Origin of the sequence: Acidovorax temperans (assembly GCF_028596105.1) — a bacterium.
In the GTDB taxonomy this organism is placed as follows: Bacteria; Pseudomonadota; Gammaproteobacteria; order Burkholderiales; family Burkholderiaceae_C; genus Acidovorax; species Acidovorax temperans.
The window spans coordinates 891422-911857 of record NZ_CP117193.1; the positions used below are offsets into that span (position 1 = coordinate 891422).

The window sequence follows — 20436 nt, forward strand, 5'->3', positions numbered from 1 at the left end:
CGTTTTGTTGGTCGCTCTAAACTCGGGCACATGGCTTACACACTTTCACGCGAAGCGTTTCAACAACAACTGCATGGCCAGCGCACCGACCTGTTCACCCTGCGCGGTGCGGGTGGCCTGCAGGTGGCGGTGAGCAACTATGGCGCGCGTCTGGTGCAAGTGGCCGTGCCAGACGGGCAGGGCGGCCTGGTGGACGTGGCCTTGGGCTACGACAGCCTGCAGGGCTACGTCGATGGACAACTCTCCATGGGCGCCTTCATTGGCCGCTGGGCGGGGCGGCTGCGGGGTGGCAAGTTGCATCTGCCCGGCGGCTGCACGCTGCAGTTGCCCACCAACAGTGGCCCGCACCACCACCACGGTGGGCCGCAGGGCAGCCGCTTTCAGGTGTTCGGCGTCACCGAAGTGAAGCCCGATGCCATGGTGCTCACCCACACCTTCCGCACCGAAGACGATGGCGTGCCCGGCACCGTGCGCCTGACGCTGCACCTGCAGGTCACCCCTGACAACGCGCTGCACATGGAGTGGATGGCTGAGGTGGCCGACGCCGCCACTGTGTTCAACCCCACGGGCCACGCCTTCTTCAACCTGGCGGGCGCAGGCAGCACCCTGGGCCACACGCTGCAGGTGCCCGCCAGCCGCTACGTGCCGTTGGCCCCCGATGTGTGCCCCACGGGCACCGTTGATTCGGTGCAGGGCACGCCGTTCGACTTTCGCAAGCCGCGCAGTGTGGCCGATGCCACGGCCATGCCGCATGAGCAGCTGGCACGGGCCGGTGGGCTGGACCACTACCTGGTGCTGGACGATGCCTCTCCAGTCTCTGTAGCCCCCGCCGCCACCCCCGGTCTGCGCCTGGCCGCCCAACTGGCCGACCCCGCCTCGGGCCGCGCCATGCAGGTCTGGAGCACCGCCCCTGGCGTGCAGGTGTACGCAGGCCACGGCCTCAAAGGCGACCCGGCTCGCGACCTGGGCCGTGGGCCAGGGCAGGGCACCTGGCTGTGGCAGCCCGGCGACGGCATCTGCCTGGAGCCCATGGAGTACCCCGACGCGCCCAACCACCTGGCATTCCCGGTGCGCTGGTGGCTGCCCGGCGACGTGGTGCGCGGCAGCATCGTGTACCGGTTCATGGGCCCTTGAGCGGTGCCAAGACATTTTGCTATTAAATAAATAGCTTCTGCCGCTTGCTGGTAAAGCGCCACAGGCCAATAAGCCTTGTAGTGCTTGCCCAGGCCGCGTAACGCTGCACCCCCTTCTCGATGTTGGCGCGGTCAGCCCGCTTCAGCGACAGCCAAACGCACTACATTTTTGCCAATGAGCGCATCCCCTTTTCAACGGTTTATTCCCTTTCTCGCTGTCCTCGGCTCCGTCACCGCCCTGGGCGTGGGCACCTCGTGGGCCAAGCAGGCGCTGTTTCCGGTGGTGGGCGCGCAGGGCACCACCGCCGTGCGGGTGGGGTTGTCGGCGCTGTTGATGCTGATGTTGTGGCGCCCCTGGCGTTGGCGCCTGTCGCGGGCCGATGCCCAAGCGGTGGTGCTGTATGGCGCGGCGCTGGGCGCCATGAACCTCATGTTCTATCTGTCACTCCAGACCCTGCCTTTTGGCCTGGCGGTGGCCATCGAGTTTGCGGGGCCGTTGGCCGTGGCCATCTGGTCATCGCGCCGCGCGGTGGATTTCATCTGGGTGGCTCTCGCCATCGTGGGCCTGGCCCTGCTGCTGCCGCTGGGGCTCAGCGGCAGCACGCTAAACCCCCAGGGCGTGCTGTATGCCGTGGGGGCGGCCGTGTTCTGGGCGCTGTACATCGTGTTTGGCAAACGGGCCGGGCACCTGCATGCCGGGCAGTCGGTGTCGCTGGGCCTGCTGGTGGCGGCGCTGGTGGTGGTGCCGGTGGGCGTGGCCCACGCGGGCGCTGCGCTGCTGTCGCCCTCGGTGCTGCTGGTGGGGGTGGCTGTGGCGGCCATCTCCAGCGCGCTGCCCATCTCGCTGGAGATGATGGCCCTGAAGCGCCTGCCCAAAGAGGCCTTCGGCATCATGATCAGCATGGAGCCCGCCATCGCTGCCCTGCTGGCCCTGGCGTTGCTGGGCGAGCGGCTGGACACCGTGCAGTGGCTCGCCATTGGCTGCATCGTGGCCGCATCCATGGGCAGCGCCGCAACGGCGCGCAGGCTGCCCGCAGTGCAAGCGCAGCCTGCTTGATGGGATGGGTGTTTGCTACATATTTCGTAGCTTCTGGCGCTTGTCTATCAAGCGCTAGCGGCTGATTTTGCTTGTGTTGGCTCGGCAGCAATCAAAACCGGCCTGCAAGCCTCATGTCTGTGGATTTCTCGGGTTTCGATGGTGAAAGTGCCCACATTGCTTGCGCTGCACCCATGTGGCTGATTGGAGACGGTGTGCCGCAGCACGACGGGTGGTGATCCTGAAAAGCGGAAAGGGGAGGCAGTACCATCAGGTAACAATTCACTACGGGCCGTGCTCTTTCAGGGGCGGTGCGCACCACCGAATGGACAAGACCCAACTTTCCGAAAGCGACATCTGCGACAAGTTCATCCGCCCCGCCATGGAGAAGGCTGGATGGAATGGTCTGGACCAGATCTTTCGTGAATACCCCCTGCGGGCTGGACGCGTGGTGGTGCGTGGCAACAAAGCCTACCGCGACAAGAGCACGGTGCTGCGCGCCGACTACGCCCTGTTCTACAAGGCCAACATTCCCCTGGCGGTGGTCGAGGCCAAAGACAACCAACACGCCGTGGGTGCAGGCATGGGCCAGGCGCTGAACTACGCCCAATTGCTGGATGTGCCCTTCAGCTTCTCCAGCAACGGCGATGGCTTCGTGTTCCGCGACGCCACCCTGGCCACCGGCGTGCTGGAGCAAAACCTCACCCTCGAAGAGTTCCCCTCGCCGCAAGAGCTGTGGCGCCGCTATTGCACCTGGAAGGGCTGGTCTGACGAAGAAAGCCGCGTCGCCGGTTTTGACTACGCCCCCCACAAAACCCCGCGCTACTACCAGCTCAATGCCGTCAACCGCGCGGTCGAGGCCATCGCCGCCGGGCAAAAACGCGTGCTGCTGGTCATGGCCACTGGCACCGGCAAGACCTACACCGCCTTCCAGATCATCTGGCGCTTGTGGAAGAGCGGCGCCAAAAAGCGCATCCTGTTCCTGGCCGACCGCAACATCCTCATCGACCAGACCATGGTCAATGACTTTCGCCCCTTCAAGGGCGCCATGGCCAAGCTCAGCCCCAATGCCAAGGGCGTGGAGCGGATGGATGCGCAGGGCTCGGTGTCGGTCGAGGACGTGGAATTGGCCGTCCACAAAACCACCAAGCTGGTAGACAAAAGCTACGAGATTTACCTCTCGCTCTACCAGGCCGTCACCGGCACCGACGAAGAGCGCAACATCTACAAGCAGTTCAGCCCTGACTTCTTCGACCTCATCGTGGTGGACGAATGCCACCGGGGCAGCGCCGCCGAAGACTCCGCCTGGCGCGACATCCTCACCTACTTCGCCAGCGCCACGCAGATCGGCCTCACGGCCACGCCCAAAGAGACCAAAGACGTCTCCAACACCGACTACTTTGGCGAGCCCGTCTACACCTACAGCCTCAAGCAAGGCATCGAAGACGGCTACCTCGCCCCGTACAAAGTCATCCGCGTCGATCTGGACAAAGACACCTTTGGCTGGCGCCCCACCGCCGGTATGACCGACAAACACGGCCACGCCATCGAAGACCGCATCTACACCGGCGCCGACATGAACCGCAAGCTCGTGCTGGAGCAGCGCGACGTGGCCGTGGCCGCCAAGATCACCGAGTATTTGAAGGCCACCGACCGCTACGCCAAGACCATCGTCTTTTGCGAAGACATCGACCACGCCGCGCGCATGCGCCAGGCGCTCGCCAACGCCAACGCCGACCTGTGCGCCACCCAGCCCAAATATGTGGTGCAGATCACCGGCGACAACACCGAGGGCAAGCTGGAGCTCGACAACTTCATCGACCCCGAGAAAACCTACCCGGTGATTGCCACCACCTCCAAGCTCATGAGCACGGGGGTGGATGCACAAACCTGCAAGCTCATCGTGCTGGACCAGGGCATCAAGTCCATGACGCTGTTCAAGCAGATCATCGGCCGTGGCACGCGCATCAATGAGCACCACGGCAAAACCTGGTTCACCATCCTCGACTTCAAGCGCGCCACCGAACTGTTTGCCGATAAGGACTTTGACGGCGAGCCAGTGCAAATCTACGAACCCGGCAGCGGCGAGCCCGTGGCCCCGCCCGAACCTGCCGTGCCCGGCGGCAATCCGGGCGATGCAGGCCACACCGGCGGCGCGCCAGAACCCTTGGGGCCTTTCAAAGGCGGCGGCGAGGCGGACGGCCCCAAGAAATACATCCTCGGCAACAACGTCACCGTGGCCGTCGCCCGCGAGCGTGTGCAGTATCTCAACGCGCAGGGCAAGCTCATCACCGAAAGCCTGCGCGACTACACCCGCATCAACCTGCGCAAGCAATACGACTCGCTCGACCAGTTCCTGCAAGCCTGGCAACAGGCCGACCGCAAAGCCGCCCTGCTGCAAGAGCTCGAAGGGCAGGGCGTGCTGCTCGACGCCCTGGCCGACGAGGTTGGCAAAGACCTCGACCCGTTCGATTTACTGCTGCATGTAGCCTACGACCAGCCCCCGCTCACCCGCAGCGAGCGCGCTCGCCGCGTGCAAAAGCGCAATGTCTTCACCCAATACGGCCCCGTGGCCCGCAAGGTGCTGGAGGCACTGCTCGACAAATACGCCGACGAAGGCATCGCCACCATCGAGAGCAACGAAGTCTTCAAGCTCCAGCCCTTCACCGACCTGGGCAGCCCGGTGGAACTGGTGCGCAGCTTTGGCGGCCGCCCGCAGTACCTGAGCGCGCTGCAAACCCTGGAGCGCGAGCTGTACGCTCCTCGCTGACTGCTGCCCGCCGAAATTCAGACAAACACCAGCCTCTCAAGAGCCGCGTTGGAATCCCCTATGACGAACAAAAAATGCATCGACCCTGCAGCGGCACGGCACTTCATTGCCAACTACCAAAGCCTGCTCGAAACCATCCCCACCACCAAGCGCAAGGCGAACCTGGTGGCGCAACTGACCGCGGCACGCGATGCCCTGTATGCCAACCCTGCGCTTTTGCAGCCAGCGCTGGCACACCTGCAGGACCAGGGCCGCTTCTGTGCCGACGACGTGCTGCAAGCCGTGCACACGCTGCGCGTTGACAAATGGATCTATGTCAACGACACCGCCACACACAGCCACTTTCTGGAGCCCCATGAGACGAATGCGGCGTATGCCATCAAGACGCTGACCACGCCCCTCAAAGAAATGCTTGGCAGCAGCGGTGCCGTCATCTCCTGCGGTCTGCTGGTGTTTCAAGGGCAGGTCATCTGCGACGGGCTGGTGGGCTTTGGCGCCTGGCTGGGGCCAAACTACCGGAGCAGCTTCAAAGAGCAACTCGCCGCCTGCCGCGCCCAGGGGGCGCTTTATCGCGACCGCCTGCTGCCCCGGATACCGCCCGAAACAGTGGCGAAGTAGCTCATAAAATGATAGCTACTAGCGCTTATCCAATAAGCGCTAGAGCCTGTTTTGACTTAAATTTTGCACCCCATGTCCAACCTCACCCCCGTCATCAAATCCATCCAGGACATCATGCGCCAGGACAGCGGCGTCGATGGCGACGCCCAGCGCATCAGTCAGCTCACCTGGCTGCTGTTTTTGAAGGTGTTTGATGCGCTGGAAGAAGAGCTGGAGCTGACGCGCGACCACTACCAAAGCCCCATCCCCGAGTCCATGCGCTGGCGCAATTGGGCTGCAGACCCCGAGGGCATGACTGGCGACGCGCTGCTCGACTTTGTGGACAACCAGCTCTTCGCCACCCTCAAAAGCCTCAGCGCCGACCCCGTGCGCAACCCGCGCGGCTATGTGGTGCGCGGCGTGTTTGAAGACGCCTACAACTACATGAAAAGCGGCCACCTGCTGCGCCAGGTGGTCAACAAACTGAACGCCATCGACTTCAACCGCCAGGCCGAGCGCCACCAGTTCAACGACCTCTACGAAAAAATCCTCAAAGACCTGCAAAGCGCCGGCAACGCGGGCGAGTTCTACACCCCCCGCGCCGTCACCCAGTTCATGGTGGACATGGTCAACCCGCAACTGGGCGAAGTGGTGCTCGACCCGGCCACCGGCACCGGCGGCTTCCTTGTGTGCGCCATTGAGCACCTGCGCAAACAGGTCAAAAACGCCGAGCAAGAAACCCTGCTGCAGAACAGCATTCGCGGCGTCGAGAAAAAGCAGATGCCGCACATGCTCTGCGTTACCAACCTGATGCTGCACGGCATCGAAGTGCCCAGCAACATCCGCCACGACAACACCCTGGCGCGCCCCCTGCGCGATTACACCCAGGCCGACCGCGTGGACGTGGTGCTCACCAACCCGCCCTTTGGTGGCGTGGAGGAACCCGGCATCGAACAAGGCTACCCCGCCGACGTGCGCACCAAAGAAACGGCCGACCTGTTTCTGGTGCTCATCAAGCACATCCTCAAAAACAACGGCCGCGCCGCCCTGGTGCTGCCCGACGGCACCCTGTTTGGCGAAGGCGTCAAAAGCCGCATCAAAGAGCAGCTGCTCACCGAGTGCAACCTGCACACCATCGTGCGCCTGCCCAATGGCGTGTTTGCGCCCTACACCGGCATCAAGACCAACCTGCTGTTCTTCACCAAAGGCCAGCCCACGCAGCATGTCTGGTATTACGAACACCCGTACCCGCCGGGCGTGAAGAACTACAACAAGACCAAGCCCATCCGCATCGAAGAATTCGATGCCGAGAAAGCCTGGTGGGGCACCGAGGCCGACGGCTTTGCCGCCCGTGTGGAAAACGAACGCGCCTGGAAGGTCAGCATCGACACCATCCGCGCCGCTAACTGGAACCTCGACCAGAAGAACCCCCACGTCGGCGAACAAACCAGCCACGACCCCGGCGAGCTGCTGGCCGACTACGCCCGCCTGCAGGCCGAAGCCCAAGCCCTGCGCGACGAGCTCAAGGGCATCCTGGAGCAGTCTTTAATGGCAAAAACAGCCGCTAGCGCTTGAGGAATAAGCGCATGCTGCTATCAAATATGGAGCTAATCGCCACCGCCCCCGGTGGCGTCGCCAAGCTGCGCGAACTCATCCTCACCCTGGCCGTGCAAGGCAAGCTGGTGCCGCAAGACCCGGCCGATGAACCGGCCGGCGTGTTGCTGCAGAAGATTCGGGCGGAGAAGGATCGGTTGATCGTCGAGGGGAAATCCAAGCGGGACAAGCCGCTGGCGGCGATTGCCGAAGAGGAAAAGCCGTTTGAATTGCCACTATTGATCGGGCCCCATAAAGATTGAACTTTCTGCTGATTTTCGCGTTCGAAGCAGCATGGACAAAGAAGACGCGAGATACCAAACCCTGGAGCAGCTTCACGAGCGGCGCAAGCAAGTCATCCGACTGCACAAACGGGGCATCAAAGTCATGGAACTGGTGCAGATGTCGGGCTTGAGCTACCCGGCTGTGCGCAAGGTGCTTGATCTGTTCGAGCAAGGCGGCTGGCCAGCCATCAAACCAGCCGGTCGTGGTCGCACGAAAGGCGATGCCCGATTGCTCACGCCCGAGCAAGAAGTCCACATCCAAAAGACCATCTGCGACAAACGTCCCGAGCAATTGAAGATGGACTTCTTCCTGTGGAGTCGCGCCGCCGTGATGCAGCTTATCGAACAGGAATGTGGCTTGAAATTGGGTGTGCGCACCGTGGGCAAATACCTGGCACGCTGGGGTTTCACCCCACAAAAGCCCATCAAGAAGGCATACGAACAACGCCCCGAAGCCGTCAAGGCCTGGCTAGATGAACACTACCCGGCCATCGAGGCCAAGGCCAAGGCTGAGGGCGGCGAAATCCACTGGGGCGATGAGACCGCACTGGTCAACACCGATGTACGCGGCAGGAGCTATGCACCAGCAGGTGAGACACCCGTGGCGTTCACGGTGGGCAGCACACGCCAGAAGCTGTCGATGATCGCCACGGTGACCAACCGGGGCAAGGCACGCTGGATGATCATTGACGAGGCCTTCAACAGCGACAAGTTGATTGAGTTCCTGGAGGCCTTGATCAAGGACGCGGGCAAGAAGGTGTTCCTGATCCTTGACAACCTGCGTGTACATCACAGCAAACCGGTCAAGGCGTGGCTGGCAGAGAGAAAGGAACAGATCGAGGTGTTCTACCTGCCCAGCTACAGCCCGGAACTCAACCCAGAAGAGCGTTTGAACGCCGACCTCAAGCAGGCCATGGGCAAGCGGGTCCCGGTCAGAACAAAGGCAAAACTGCGCGATGCGGCCAACGAACACATGGCCATGCTGGAGAAGTCACCCGAGCGGGTGATGAGCTACTTTCAGGATCCCCGCGTCAAATATGCCGCCGCTTGAGACTTCATGGGGCCGGAGCAATAGGGTGGGAGTGGGTGCGGCTCGGAAGTGTGCTGTCGCTGGAATACGGTTCTGCTTTACCAGAAAAGGAAAGACTACCCGGCTCAATACCTGTCTACGGCTCCAACGGAATTGTTGGATTTCATTCATCTGCATTGGTCAGCGAGCCATCTCTGATTGTTGGGCGTAAGGGCTCCGTCGGTGCTATCAACATTTCACTGGTGCCGTTTTGGTCAATCGACACAAGCTATTTCGTTACGCCCCCTAGTGGAATCGAACTGCATTTCGCGTTCCACCTATTAAGGTCGCTGGGACTCGCAAAGCATGACAAGGCAACAGCGATTCCTGGCATCAATCGCAATGATGTGTATGCCGAAATCGTCGGATTGCCACCCCTCGCCGAACAATCCCGCATCGTCACCCGCGTCGAAGCTCTCATGCGCCTGTGCGATGCGCTGGAGGCCAAGGGCCAACTGGAGGCCGCGCAACATGCCCAACTGGTCAGCACCCTGCTGGGCACGCTCACCGCCAGCACCTCACCCGGAGAACTGGCTGACAACTGGCAGCGCGTGGCCCAGCACTTCGACCTGTTGCTGGATCGCCCCGCAGCCATCGACGCGCTGGAGCAAACCCTGCTGCAACTGGCCGTGCGCGGCCTGCTCGTGCCCCAAGACCCCACCGACGAACCCGCCACTGAGTTGATCGTTCGGGTCATGCAGCGAAAGGCCGCTAGTGCCGGAAAAAGCCGCAAGCCAACTGACGACAAGTTGCCGCTGTTTCCCTATGAGTTGCCTGACCGATGGACCTGGGCGCAGCTAGGTGACCTCGTCGAGAACATGGGTTCAGGGTGGAGTCCTGCTTGCGATGAGGGGGAGCGATCCGATCCGACGCGTTGGGCGGTTTTGCGAACGACGGCAGTTCAGGTCAATGAATTTCGACCACGCGAGCACAAAGTCTTACCAAACAAGTTGAGCCCACGGCCTGAAATTGAGGTGCAGGACGGAGACATCCTCATTACACGCGCGGGACCTATGAACCGCGTTGGTATCTCCTGCTGGGTTGACAGGGCGCCGCCTCGACTGATGTTGTCCGACAAGATCGTTCGATTTCATCCTGTGGCTGACGAAATGTTGCCTGCCTTCATCGTGCTTACATTGAATGCGGGTTACACGAAGGACCAAATCGAAGCCGCAAAGTCGGGCATGGCAGCAAGCCAAGTCAATATCTCGCAGTCTGATCTTCGAGGCTTCTGGATTCCAGTCTGTAGCAAGACAGAACAATCCCGCATCGTCACCCGCGTCACCGCCCTGCGCCGCCTGTGCGCCGACCTGCGCCAGCGCCTGGCCGAGCGCGAGGCAGTGCAGGCCCGTCTGGCCGAGGCGCTGGTGGAGTCTGTGGGGTGATGCGGGGCGGCGGGCTGGCTGTCAAAATGCTTCTGTTTTGATAGCTACTGGCGCTTGCTGGATAAGCGCTGGAGGCCGATTTGCCTGATTGGCTACTTGCCTCAGATACCACTCCACCCGTTCGGGCTGAGTCTGTCCAAGTCTGGGCACTGTTTGCAAACAGCCCTTCGACGGGCTCAGGGCGAATGGGGTTTGCGCTATGTCGCCAATCAGGCGATTGGACCCAAATTCTTGGTCCCCTCGACAGGAATCGAACCTGTATCTAGCGCTTAGGAGGCACTCGTTCTATCCATTGAACTACGAGGAGACAGGGCGGGATTGTAGAGGCTGCGGGCAGGGTGGCGGGGCTTGGAACAGGTTCTCAGTCGTACTTCATCGTGTAGATCAGATCCACCGCACTGTTGCTGCCCGCCTGGCCCCGCAGGGTGAGGTTGCGCGAGAGGTCGTAGAAGATGTAGAGCGCGCCCAGGGTGCCCGACAGCGTGCGTTCGTACGTCAGGTACAGGTCTTTGGAAATGCGCTTGCCGAAGGTGAGGGCGGCGGTGTTGGCGTCTTCGCCGGGGGCCGCGCCTTTGAAGCCGATTTCGTCCAGACCCACGCGGCTGGCGAGGTTGCCGGTGGGCGATTGCCCGCGGCGGCCCAGCAGAACCAGGGCGGCTTGTTGCAGCACGGCGGCCTGGGCACCGCCGGCGGTGGCATCGCGGCCCAGCACCACCCAGGCGAGTTTTTCAGCGTCGGGCAGCTCGGGGTCGGAATACAGGCGCACGCGCGGGGCCAGGGCTGAGCCGCTGACCTGCACGCCCGCCCGCACACTGATGTTGGGGCGCAGCGCCAGGATGTCGAGCGAGGGGTTGTTGTACGGCCCGTTGAAGCGGATCAACCCGGTCTCCACGTCCAGCATCTGGCCCCAGGCGCGGTAGCGTCCCTCTTCGGTGCGCACCTCGCCCGTCACGCGGGGTGGGGCGCCTGCGGTGGCGGCGCTGCGCACATCCACCTCGCCCGTGAGCCGGGTGGTGATGCCCCGGCCCTGCAGGGCAAAGTCGTTGCCCAGGTTCAGCGTGATGGCGATGACCGCTGGCTTGGCGGGCACCAGCTGGGGCGCTTGCTCGGCCTTTTGGTGGGCTTGGGCGGCGGCCTGGGCGCGGGCCTGGGCTTCGCGGTCGCGCGCGGCAGAGCGGATGACCACGTCAGAGTCCAGCGTGGGGGCGGTTTCGTCGGGCAGGATGATGGTGGCGCGGTCGGTGGTGAGTTTGCCGGTCAGGCTGAACTGGCCTTCTTGCAGCTGCGCCCGCAGGTTGCCCGACACGCTCACCTGCCGGTCGGCCCGCACCAGCACCTGCAGCGCCTGGGCCTGGGCTTGCAGGTCCATGGCAATGCGCGGTGGGGTGCCGCTGGTGGTGTCGGCATCGCTCCAGGTCAGGCGGCCCGTGGCCGAGAGGCTGCCCCGGTCGGTGGGGGTCTGGGTGCGGTTGCCGCTTTGCCCGGCAATGCGGGCCTTGCTGCCGCGCCCGCCTTGCAGCTGGAACTCGGTCAGCTCCAGCTGGTTGCCGCGCAGGCTGGCCCGCAGGCGGCCGCCTTGCAGGTCCACGCCATCGATGAGTGAGCGCACTGCCAGTTCATCGGCCGCCAGCGTGCCAGACCAGCGCGGGGCGTTGCGCGTGCCCGACAAGGTGGCGTTGGCATCCAGCGTGCCGCGCACGCGCCAGCCGGGGGGTGCCAGGGCAGACCACACGCCCACGTCGGGCAGGCGGGCGCGCACGCTGCCGGCCAGCGGTGCGTCTGCAGGCCAGGGGGCGGTGTCTTTGCCCCACTGCAGGCGGGTGCTGGCGGTGGCGTCAATCTCGCCAGCGCGTGCGCTGGCCCACTGCAGGTGGGCGTTCAGGGCGTCTGCGTCCAGCTGCACGCTCAGCTCTGCCTGTCGCACACCGGCCGGGGTGCCCCGGCTGGTGGCAGCGGTGGATGCTGGCGTGATGGTGGTCACGCTGCCCGGCCCCAGCCCCTGGCCGGTGCTGATGCTGGTGGTCTCTGCCGGTGGCTCTGCGCTCAAGATGCGCAAGTCGCCCTGGGTGCGGCGCAGGCTGGCCGTGGCGCGCAGGGATTCGGTGGTGTCCACGTTCCACTGGCCTTCCAGCAGCAGATCGGTAGCCAGCCCCAGGCGGGCCAACAATGGTTGTGGCGCCAGCGTGGGCGCGGTGGGCGACGTGGAGGCGGCGCCGGGCACGGCGGTGCTGGGTGCAGGCGTGGGGGCGGCATCCATGCCGAACGCATCCACCCAGGCCAGGGGCAGGCCTTGCAGCGTGCCTTGTGTTTGCAGGCGTGGCAGGCCGCCCGCCACCGTGGTCAGCCGCACGGGCTGCCAGCGCAGCGCCACGGTGCCCGGCACGGGGCCGGTGATTTGCGCCTGCCCGGCGCTGGCTTGCAGGGTGAGCCCCTGGGGTTTGCCGGTGGGCGCAGCGCTTGCTGTGGATGAGGCCCGCGCAGACGGCGCCACGGCGGTGGCAGGGCTGGCGCCGGTGCGCAGCGACATGGCCCAGGGCTGCGTGAGTTGAGCCGTCCACACCCCAGGGCGGCGCGTGTCTTGCCACTGTGCGCGCAGTTGGCTCCACTGGGCCTGCCATTGCCCAGCGCCGCTGAGCCCGCCGGTGGCTTGGGTCTGCAGCGACAGGTGTTGGGTGCCTGTGCGTGCTTCGCCTTCCAGGCGCAGCGTGGCTTGCGGCAGTTGCCCGTTCAGCTCGGCTTTCAGGGCGCGCAGTTGCACCGATGTCGCCACGTTGGTGGCGTCTGCGGTGCCGCTGGCCTGGGGGGGGAGCACCAGGTCCAATTGCGGGCTGGTCAGTGAGGTCTGTATCTGAAAGGGCGGGGCTTTGGCGCCAGCACTGGGGGGCAGGCCCTGGGCTGCCGTGTGCAGTTGCTGCTGCAGAGTGCTCCAGCCGCCCTTCCATTGCAGTTGCAGCTGTGCCTGGCCTTTGGCCGAGGCGGTGCGCAGCGTGCCTTGCAGGTCTTTGCCCAGCCAGGGCAAGCGGCCTAGCCAGCGCAGGGTTTGGTCGGCATCGGTCAGGCTCCAGCGGCCTTCGCCCTGGCCAGTGCGGGGGGCGATATTGCCCTGCACGCGCACTTGCGAGCCGGGAAGGGTGAGCTGCACCAGCCCCTGGCCCGAGACGGCTACGGCTGGATTGCTGGCGGCAGGTGTCGCACCGGGTGGCGCGCCACGGCTGATGCGCAGATCCGTTGCCTGCAACCGGGCGCGCAACGCATCCAGCGCCAGCTGTTCGATGTGCACCGTGCCCCCGTTGTCATCGGGGTTCCATTGGCCCTGGGCGGTGAAGGCGTCAATGCGCAGGTCTGTCGCACTCGCCGGTGCGGTGCCAGCGGGCGCTGCTGATCGAATGTCTGCCGTCAAGCGCACCACTGTGCTGGTCAGTGGGCTGGCCTGCGACGGCATTTGGGCCTGCACGCTGCCCGACAGGGGCGACGCCGCCAGAGCGGAATGCAGGGCGGCGGGCGACAGGTTGCGCAGGCGGATCGAGCCTTGCACTGCCCCGGTGGCGGGCGCAAAGCTGCCTTGCAGGTCCAGGCTGCCTGCGCGGGGGGCTGAGCCCACGGTGGCCGTGGCCTGGTTCACCGTCCAGCCGCCCGCTGCGTAGCGGGCCTGCGCTTGCAGCCCTGCCAGCGGCAGGCGCTGGGTATCCCAGGGGCCGGGCGCGCGGTTGGTGAGGTCTGCAGTCAGGTTCCAGGCATTCTGCTGGGCGGGGGCTTGGGTGCTGGTGCCGGTACTGGCATCGGGCCCTGCCGTCAGCGTGCCGTGCAGATCGGTGGTGGGCGCCTGGGGCCACAGGGCCGCCAGGTTCACGGCTTGGAGGGTGGCACGCGCTTGCTCCAGCGGCTGTGGGGCCCAGGGCCGCACGGTGGCTTGGGCCGTGGCGCGCATGGCTGCCGGGGCAGGTGCTGGGACGCGCGCTGTGGGGGCTGCCTTTGCAGCAGGGGTGGTGCCTGGGGCTGGCGTGGCGCCCGCTGGTTGCAGGTTGGCTTCCAGGTTCAACTGCGCAGCCTCGGTGGCCAGGGTGCCATCGGCACGTACCTGTGCGGCTGCAGTGAATGCCTCTGTGCGGCCCGGTAGGGGTGTGGTGACGGTGCCGTCCACCGCGGCCTGCAGGGCCATGGGGGCGCGGGCTTGCAGCACGGCGCTGGCGGTGTAGCGCCCTTGTGCCAGCGCCAGGTTGCTGATGGTCAGCCGGTGGTCTTGCCCGTCAAAGCGGTAGGTGCCCGCCAGCCCCTGGGCTTGCAAGGCCGGGTTGTCGCCCCACTGCAATTGGTCTACCTGGAAGCCCAGCTCCACCGTCAGCGGCAGCACCAGCTCTTGCAGCGGCTGGGGCGGGGTGGCGGGCTGGTCATGTTCCAGCGGGGTGACGTGGATGCGCGCAGCGCGGATATCGCGCAGCTCCAGCCGGCGCTGCAGCAGCAGGGGCAGTTGCCAGCCCACCTGGGCGTCGGTCACGTCTACCACCAGGCTTGGGCTGCTCCAGCGCAGCCAGCCAATGCGCCCGCCGCTGCGCAGCGACCCTGTCACATCGCGGCTTTGCAAGCTTTGCCCGGCGGGCAGCCACTGCGCTGTCCGCTGCAGCACCGTGGCCAGTGAAGTGGCCTGGCCAGCCCACCACCACAGCCCTGCGCCTGCCAGCGCAATGGCCAAGAGCAGTGCGGCGACCGCCCACCCCAGCCAGCGCAGCGCACTGCGGCGGCGCGGTGGCGGTGCAGCGGTGTGGGCAGGCTCGTTGGGGCTGGGCGGGCTACCCGGACCTGTGGGCTCGTTGAACGTAGGCATCAGAAAGTGAACCCCAGGCGCAGGTGCAGCCGCAGTTGTTTGGATTGCACGCCCCAGGCCAGGTCGGCCTGCAGCGGCCCCACGGGGCTGCGCCAGCGCACGCCGGTGCCTATGCCCACGCGCGGGTCCAGGTCTCCGGCGCGGTCGGCCACGGCCCCTGCATCCACAAACAGGGTGTTTTCCCAATCGGTCATGTTGCCGCGGTAGGTGATGGGGCGTTGCCATTCCACGCTGGCCACGCCCATGTAGCGGCCACCATAGAGCTGGTTGTTTTGCGTGCGCGCACCGATGCTGCGGTAGCTGTAGCCCCGCACGGTGGTGTCCCCACCGGTGAGGAACAGTTGTGTGACCGGGATTTCTGCGCTGCCACGCGCCAGCACGGCGCCTACCTCGGTGCGCACCGAAATGCGTGCGGCGCGGGCCTCGCCGTTGTCTGCCTCCACCCGCCCTGCGGGGAAGAACGACTGCCAGCGCACCAGGGTGCGCGTGAACGGGTTGCGTTCGGGCCGCAAGGTCATGCCGGCGCCCAGTTCCACGGCAATGCCCCAGCCGCGGGTGGGTGCCGTTTTGCTGTTGAAATAGCGGCCCGTCCAGCCATAGTTGGCGCTCAGCGCAGCGCTGTCGGCGGGGGCGTTCAGCCCCTGGGGGCGGGTGGCGTCGTAGCGCAGAAAGTAGGTGCGGTCGATGTTCTTGGTGCTTTTGCTGCGCCCGCCCAGCACCTCCAAGCTGTTGACGTCGTAGTCGCCCGTCTGCTGGCGCTGTGCCAGGGCCGATGTGAACCAGCGCCAGCCGTTGTCGTTGGGCAAGGCCGTCCAGCCCGTACCCAGTTGCTGTGCATTCTTGTCGAGCGACAGCTTGTTCACCGCGCGCCAGCCGTGCGTGGGCCACTGGTTGTGGCTGTGGTCTATCGACAGGCGTGGCCCGCTGTCGGTGGACAGGCCCGCACCAAACACCAGCTTTTGCAGCTTGGCTTCGCGCACCTGGGCAATCACGGGGGCTGCCTGCGGGTCGTGGCTCTCGGTGTCCAGCGTGAGGAACACCGCGTCGTAGTAGCCGCTGTTGGCCAGGCGCTGCTGTGCATCGAGCATTTCTGCTTCGTCGTACACGCTGCCAGTGGGCAGGCGGGCCAGGCGGCGCGCGCCATCGGGGTCATAGCGCTGGCTGCCGCGCACTTGCAGCGGGCCAAAGCGGTAGGGCGGGCCGGGGTCGTAGGTCACGGCCAGCTTGGCTTCGTGGGTGTCGGCATCCACCTCGGCGCGGCTGCTGGCAATGCTGGCGGTGGGGTAGCGGCGCACTTGCAGTTGGCGCAGCCCGCTGCTTTTCGCGTCTGACCAGGCGCCTTGCGTGAAGGGGCTGCCTGCGGGCAGCGCCCAGTTGCTTTCTACCCGTTGCAATTGGCGCACGCCGGCACCTGGCTCGGTTTCAGCCCCTTCGGTCAGGCGGATGTCGGCCTGCGTGACGCGCGTCTGCGGGCCGGGCTCCACGGTGATGGTGACGGCATACGGCGGTTGTGGCGCTGCGGCCTCTCGCAGCTCAATCGCAATGGTGGGCGCGAAGTAGCCCAGCGTGCCCAGCAGTTCGCGGGCGTTGGCGTCGGCGGCGTGCAGCAGGCGGCGCAGTTCTTCGTTTTGCAGATCGGGCAACAGGCGAAAGCGCTGCAGTTCCAGGTGGCTCTCCAGCGTGTCGCGCACCGAGTCTGGGGCCTTCACTTCCAGGCTGAAGGCGGGCTGGTCTTCGGTGGTGACCGCAGCGGCTGGTTCAGCCCCTGGCCGGGGCGACAGCACACTGCACCCCTGCAAAACCAGCGCTCCACATAGCAGCAACGCCGACCACAGAGTCGGCGTTGGATGAGGCTGCGCCTTGCACGGTGCGTGCACGCGAGAAGCAGAAACGGACGAGGAAGAAATCATGGAACGGAGGCAATGCCGCAGCAATGCGCAAGTATGGCGGCAACTGGTCCGCACTATGCCTGCAAAAACAGGCGCCCGGTGTAGGACAGCTTCGGCCGCGCGGCCGTGGCAGCACGCGCCGGCGCAGCGCTACTTCGACAGCAGGCGCATGGTGTCTTCCAGCCCCTTGAGTGACAGCGGGAACATGCGGTTGCCAATGAGCTGCTGGATGATGCTGATGCTCTGGCGGTACTGCCACACGCCCTGGGGCTCGGGGTTGATCCACGCAAACTTCGGGAAGGCGTGGGTGAGGCGCTGAATCCACTCCGCCCCCGGCTCCTCGTTGTTGTATTCCACGCTGCCGCCGGGCTGCAGGATTTCGTACGGGCTCATGGTCGCATCGCCTACAAAGATCAGTTTGTAGTCTTTGTTGTACTTGCGGATGATGTCCCAGGTCGGAAACTTCTCGGCAAAGCGGCGGCGGTTGTTCTTCCACATGAAGTCGTACACGCAGTTGTGGAAGTAATAAAACTCCAGGTGCTTGAACTCCGTCTTCACGGCGCTGAAGAGTTCCTCCACCCGCTGGATGTGCTCGTCCATCGTGCCGCCCACGTCCATCAGCAGCAGCACCTTCACGTTGTTATGGCGCTCGGGCACCATCTTGATGTCGAGGTAGCCTGCGTTGGCCGCCGTGCTGCGGATGGTGTCGGGCAGGTCCAGCTCCAGTTCATGCCCTTCGCGCGCAAACTTGCGCAGGCGGCGCAGCGCTACCTTGATGTTGCGCGTGCCCAGCTCCTGCGTGTCGTCGTAGTCGCGGTAGGCGCGCTGCTCCCACACCTTCACGGCGCTCTTGTTTTTGCCCGCGCCGCCAATGCGCACGCCTTGCGGGTTGTAGCCGCCATGGCCAAACGGGCTGGTGCCGCCGGTGCCAATCCACTTGTTGCCGCCTTCGTGGCGCTCTTTCTGTTCTTCGAGGCGCTTTTTCAGCGTCTCCATCAGCTCGTCCCAGCCCATCTTCTCGATGGCGGCTTTTTGCTCGGGCGTGAGTTCGTTTTCCAGAATCTTGCGCAGCCAGTCGGCAGGGATCTCCTTGGTGAAGTCGGCCACCATTTCAACGCCTTTGAAGTACGCACCAAAGGCGCGGTCAAACTTGTCGTAGTGCTTCTCGTCCTTCACCAAGGTCAGGCGCGAGAGGTTGTAGAAATCGTCCAGCGCCCAGGCATCGTCTGACTTGGGGCCCACCACGCCGGCTTGCAGGGCTTCGAGCAGGGTGAGGTATTCCTTCACAGACACGGGCAGCTTGGCCGCGCGCAGGGTGTAGAAGAAGTCAATCAACATGATTTTGCCCTCCAGCGCTTGCTAGGCAAGCGCGTGCCGCTCTAAAAGGTATAGCAACTGTGCCTTGGCCTCGGGCCATTCGCCCGCGCGCATGCTGTACATGACCGTGTCGCGGATGGTGCCGTCGCGGCGCAGCGCGTGGCCGCGAATCACGCCGTCTTTCTTGGCGCCCAGCCGCTCGATGGCGCGCTGCGAGGCGAAGTTGAAGTTGTCGGTGCGCCAGCCCACCACATGGCAGCCCAGGGTGTCGAAGGCGTGGCCCATCATCAAGAGCTTGGCCGTGGTGTTCACATGGGTGCGCTGCACGCTCTTGGCATACCAGGTGTAGCCAATTTCCACGCGCTTCACGGCGGGCAGGACGTCGTGGTAGCTGGTGGTGCCCAGCACTGTGCCGGTGGTGTCGTCCACCACGGCAAAGGCAAAGCGGTTGCCTTCGGCGCGCATGCGCAGGGCATCGTCGATGTATTTGCCAGTGTTTTCGGGCTCGGGCACCGAGGTGATGCGCAGCTTCCACAGCTCGCCATCGGCGGCGGCCGCGCGCAGGCCCGCCTCGTGCGATGCGGCCAGCGGTTCCAGGCGCACGCCGCGCTCGCGCAGGGTCACGGGTTCCACAAAAGCCATCGCGCTACTCCTTGGCAGAGGCTTTGTCTTGGCGGCGCGTTTGCCAGCGCCGCGCTGCGTGCAGGCCCAGGCCGCCGCCCAGGCCCACCAGGGCAATGCCAAGCAGGCTGGCGGTGCCGTAGCCGGGCGCAAAAATGTCTACGCCCAACCACTGGCCAGCCCAAAAGCCCAGCAGTGCCCCGCCCACAAAGCCCACGGCATCGGCCACGCCGTTGGCCAGCAGTGTTCCGGTGTTGTTGTCGCTCACTTAGCGGTTCCTCTGGTTCATGAAGACCAGCTTTTCAAACAGGCTCACGTCCTGCTCGTTCTTCAGCAGCGCGCCCACCAGCGGGGGCACGGCCACCTTGTTGTCGGCGCTTTGCAGCGCTTCGAGCGGAATGTCTTCGGCCACCAGCAGCTTGAGCCAGTCGATCAGCTCGCTGGTGGAGGGCTTCTTCTTCAGGCCCGGCAGGTTGCGCACATCGTAAAACGTCTTCATCGCCACGGTGAGCAGCTCGCTCTTGAGCGTGGGGAAGTGCACGTTCACGATCTGGCGCATCGTGTCGGCTTCGGGGAACTTGATGAAGTGGAAGAAGCAGCGGCGCAAGAAGGCGTCGGGCAGCTCTTTTTCGTTGTTGGAGGTGATGAACACCAGCGGCCGGTGCTTGGCACGGATGAGTTCACGCGTTTCGTAGCAGTAGAACTCCATGCGGTCGATTTCGCGCAGCAGGTCGTTCGGGAATTCGATGTCGGCCTTGTCGATCTCGTCGATCAGCAGCGCCACGGGCTGGTCTGCCGTGAAGGCCTGCCACAGCACGCCCTGCACGATGTAGTTGCGGATGTCTTTCACGCGCTCGGCGCTGTCGCCATCGTTCAGCTGGCTGTCGCGCAGACGGCTCACCGCGTCATATTCATACAGGCCCTGTTGCGCCTTGGTGGTGGACTTGATGTGCCACTGCAACAGCGGCATGCCCAAAGCCTGGGCCACTTCTTCGGCCAGCATGGTCTTGCCGGTGCCGGGTTCGCCCTTGATGAGCAGCGGCCGCTGCAGGGTGATGGCTGCATTCACCGCCAACATCAAATCTTGGGTAGCGACGTAATTCTGGGAACCGCGAAATTTCATAAGGGAAATCACCAAATCGTTGATGAATGGGCTTGACAAGCGCTGGCTATAATCAGCCGCTGATCTGGGCCCAGAGCTGAAGCTGAACCTCCACGAGATTGTGCGCGCAAAATGAACAAGACGTTGACCACGATATTTGCCTTGGCTGTCGCTTCTGTGACCGCTTTTTCTCACGCCCAGGAAGCCAAGGGAGACGTGAAGGCCGGCGAAAAGAAAATCGCCATGTGCATTGGCTGCCACGGCATTCCGGGCTACCAATCCAGCTTCCCTGAAGTGCACAAGGTGCCCATGATTTCGGGCCAGAGCGGCAAGTACATTGCCTCGGCACTCGATGCCTACAAGAAGGGCGACCGCAAGCACCCCACCATGCGCGGCATTGCCGATTCGCTGTCTGAACAAGACATCGCCGACGTGTCGGCCTACTACGAACAACACGGCAAGAAGGGCACCGAGCTGCCTGCCAAGCCCGGCCGCGAACCCAGCGTGCAAGTGGCTGAGCTGCTGAAGAAGGGCGCTTGCGTGTCCTGCCACGGCGACAACTTCGCCAAGCCCATCGATCCTTCTTACCCCAAGATCGCTGGTCAGCATGCCGACTATCTCTTTGTGGCACTGAAGTCCTACAAGGCTGATGCACGCAACGCCAACGTGGGCCGCAACAACGCCATCATGGGCGGCATTGCAAAGCAGTTCTCGAACGCCGAACTCAAGGCCCTGGCCAACTACCTGGCTTCTGTGGAAGGTGATCTGCAGGTGGTGCCTCAGTCGCGCTTCCGCTGAGCCATTCTTCGGTTCACCAA

At 64.4% G+C, this 20436-nt stretch carries 15 protein-coding genes and 1 tRNA gene; 9 read left to right on the top strand and 7 right to left on the bottom strand.

The annotated features are described in order from the left end of the window. The first annotated feature begins 30 nt into the window (after window positions 1–30). The 8 genes from PQV96_RS04180 (at window position 31) to PQV96_RS04215 (ending at window position 9867) form a co-directional block, all read left to right on the top strand. Window positions 31–1134, top strand: coding sequence for an aldose epimerase family protein (locus tag PQV96_RS04180; protein WP_207375146.1), 1104 nt, complete (start codon window positions 31–33; stop codon window positions 1132–1134). 174 nt (window positions 1135–1308) lie between these two features. Continuing rightward, window positions 1309–2190: an EamA family transporter gene (locus PQV96_RS04185; RefSeq protein ID WP_273624699.1), complete on the top strand. Its 882-nt coding sequence runs from the start codon at window positions 1309–1311 to the stop codon at window positions 2188–2190. Between the two features lie 304 nt (window positions 2191–2494). Next, window positions 2495–4939 (top strand): EcoAI/FtnUII family type I restriction enzme subunit R, encoded by a 2445-nt coding sequence (gene hsdR / locus PQV96_RS04190; protein WP_273624700.1) that lies wholly within the window; start codon window positions 2495–2497, stop codon window positions 4937–4939. Between the two features lie 60 nt (window positions 4940–4999). Then, entirely contained in the window at window positions 5000–5557 is a 558-nt protein-coding gene (locus PQV96_RS04195; protein ID WP_207375149.1) for a hypothetical protein, read from the top strand. A gap of 72 nt (window positions 5558–5629) precedes the next feature. Beyond that, entirely contained in the window at window positions 5630–7111 is a 1482-nt protein-coding gene (locus PQV96_RS04200; RefSeq protein ID WP_273624701.1) for a type I restriction-modification system subunit M, read from the top strand. A 26-nt stretch (window positions 7112–7137) separates the two neighbouring features. After that, complete coding sequence (locus PQV96_RS04205) at window positions 7138–7392, top strand: hypothetical protein (protein WP_273624702.1); 255 nt, start codon at window positions 7138–7140, stop codon at window positions 7390–7392. A 31-nt stretch (window positions 7393–7423) separates the two neighbouring features. Beyond that, window positions 7424–8464: an IS630 family transposase gene (locus PQV96_RS04210; RefSeq protein WP_044395424.1), complete on the top strand. Its 1041-nt coding sequence runs from the start codon at window positions 7424–7426 to the stop codon at window positions 8462–8464. Between the two features lie 35 nt (window positions 8465–8499). Continuing rightward, entirely contained in the window at window positions 8500–9867 is a 1368-nt protein-coding gene (locus tag PQV96_RS04215; RefSeq protein ID WP_273624703.1) for a restriction endonuclease subunit S, read from the top strand. 232 nt (window positions 9868–10099) lie between these two features. Here the strand turns inward: PQV96_RS04215 and PQV96_RS04220 are convergent. The 7 genes from PQV96_RS04220 to PQV96_RS04250 all read right to left on the bottom strand — a co-directional run bounded on the left by PQV96_RS04220 (window position 10100) and on the right by PQV96_RS04250 (window position 19639). Beyond that, window positions 10100–10174, bottom strand: a tRNA-Arg gene (locus PQV96_RS04220). A gap of 54 nt (window positions 10175–10228) precedes the next feature. After that, a complete protein-coding gene (locus PQV96_RS04225) occupies window positions 10229–14689 on the bottom strand; it encodes a translocation/assembly module TamB domain-containing protein (RefSeq protein WP_273624704.1) in 4461 nt (1486 codons plus the stop codon). Then, window positions 14689–16599 carry an autotransporter assembly complex protein TamA gene (locus PQV96_RS04230; protein WP_082758784.1) on the bottom strand — a complete coding sequence of 637 codons (1911 nt, stop codon included), beginning with the start codon at window positions 16597–16599 and terminating at the stop codon, window positions 14689–14691. The genes PQV96_RS04225 and PQV96_RS04230 overlap by 1 nt, the downstream gene beginning before the upstream one ends. A gap of 129 nt (window positions 16600–16728) precedes the next feature. Beyond that, a complete protein-coding gene (locus PQV96_RS04235) occupies window positions 16729–17916 on the bottom strand; it encodes a vWA domain-containing protein (protein ID WP_066695753.1) in 1188 nt (395 codons plus the stop codon). A 21-nt stretch (window positions 17917–17937) separates the two neighbouring features. Then, window positions 17938–18537, bottom strand: coding sequence for a GNAT family N-acetyltransferase (locus PQV96_RS04240; RefSeq protein ID WP_066695755.1), 600 nt, complete (start codon window positions 18535–18537; stop codon window positions 17938–17940). A 4-nt stretch (window positions 18538–18541) separates the two neighbouring features. After that, entirely contained in the window at window positions 18542–18784 is a 243-nt protein-coding gene (locus PQV96_RS04245) for a hypothetical protein (protein ID WP_082758785.1), read from the bottom strand. Further along, window positions 18785–19639 carry an AAA family ATPase gene (locus PQV96_RS04250; RefSeq protein WP_044401602.1) on the bottom strand — a complete coding sequence of 285 codons (855 nt, stop codon included), beginning with the start codon at window positions 19637–19639 and terminating at the stop codon, window positions 18785–18787. It abuts the gene before it with no gap. 111 nt (window positions 19640–19750) lie between these two features. Between PQV96_RS04250 and PQV96_RS04255 the strand changes: the two genes are divergently transcribed. Beyond that, entirely contained in the window at window positions 19751–20416 is a 666-nt protein-coding gene (locus PQV96_RS04255; RefSeq protein ID WP_044401599.1) for a c-type cytochrome, read from the top strand. Window positions 20417–20436 lie beyond the last annotated feature (20 nt).

Excerpts from the sequence above, each read along its gene's own strand:
- PQV96_RS04180 (WP_207375146.1), top strand. The coding sequence starts at position 31 with ATGGCTTACACACTTTCACGCGAAGCGTTTCAACAACAACTGCATGGC.
- PQV96_RS04185 (WP_273624699.1), top strand. The coding sequence starts at position 1,309 with ATGAGCGCATCCCCTTTTCAACGGTTTATTCCCTTTCTCGCTGTCCTC.
- hsdR (WP_273624700.1), top strand. The coding sequence starts at position 2,495 with ATGGACAAGACCCAACTTTCCGAAAGCGACATCTGCGACAAGTTCATC.
- PQV96_RS04195 (WP_207375149.1), top strand. The coding sequence starts at position 5,000 with ATGACGAACAAAAAATGCATCGACCCTGCAGCGGCACGGCACTTCATT.
- PQV96_RS04200 (WP_273624701.1), top strand. The coding sequence starts at position 5,630 with ATGTCCAACCTCACCCCCGTCATCAAATCCATCCAGGACATCATGCGC.
- PQV96_RS04205 (WP_273624702.1), top strand. The coding sequence starts at position 7,138 with ATGGAGCTAATCGCCACCGCCCCCGGTGGCGTCGCCAAGCTGCGCGAA.
- PQV96_RS04210 (WP_044395424.1), top strand. The coding sequence starts at position 7,424 with ATGGACAAAGAAGACGCGAGATACCAAACCCTGGAGCAGCTTCACGAG.
- PQV96_RS04225 (WP_273624704.1), bottom strand. The coding sequence starts at position 14,689 with ATGCCTACGTTCAACGAGCCCACAGGTCCGGGTAGCCCGCCCAGCCCC.
- PQV96_RS04230 (WP_082758784.1), bottom strand. The coding sequence starts at position 16,599 with ATGATTTCTTCCTCGTCCGTTTCTGCTTCTCGCGTGCACGCACCGTGC.
- PQV96_RS04235 (WP_066695753.1), bottom strand. The coding sequence starts at position 17,916 with ATGTTGATTGACTTCTTCTACACCCTGCGCGCGGCCAAGCTGCCCGTG.
- PQV96_RS04240 (WP_066695755.1), bottom strand. The coding sequence starts at position 18,537 with ATGGCTTTTGTGGAACCCGTGACCCTGCGCGAGCGCGGCGTGCGCCTG.
- PQV96_RS04250 (WP_044401602.1), bottom strand. The coding sequence starts at position 19,639 with ATGAAATTTCGCGGTTCCCAGAATTACGTCGCTACCCAAGATTTGATG.
- PQV96_RS04255 (WP_044401599.1), top strand. The coding sequence starts at position 19,751 with ATGAACAAGACGTTGACCACGATATTTGCCTTGGCTGTCGCTTCTGTG.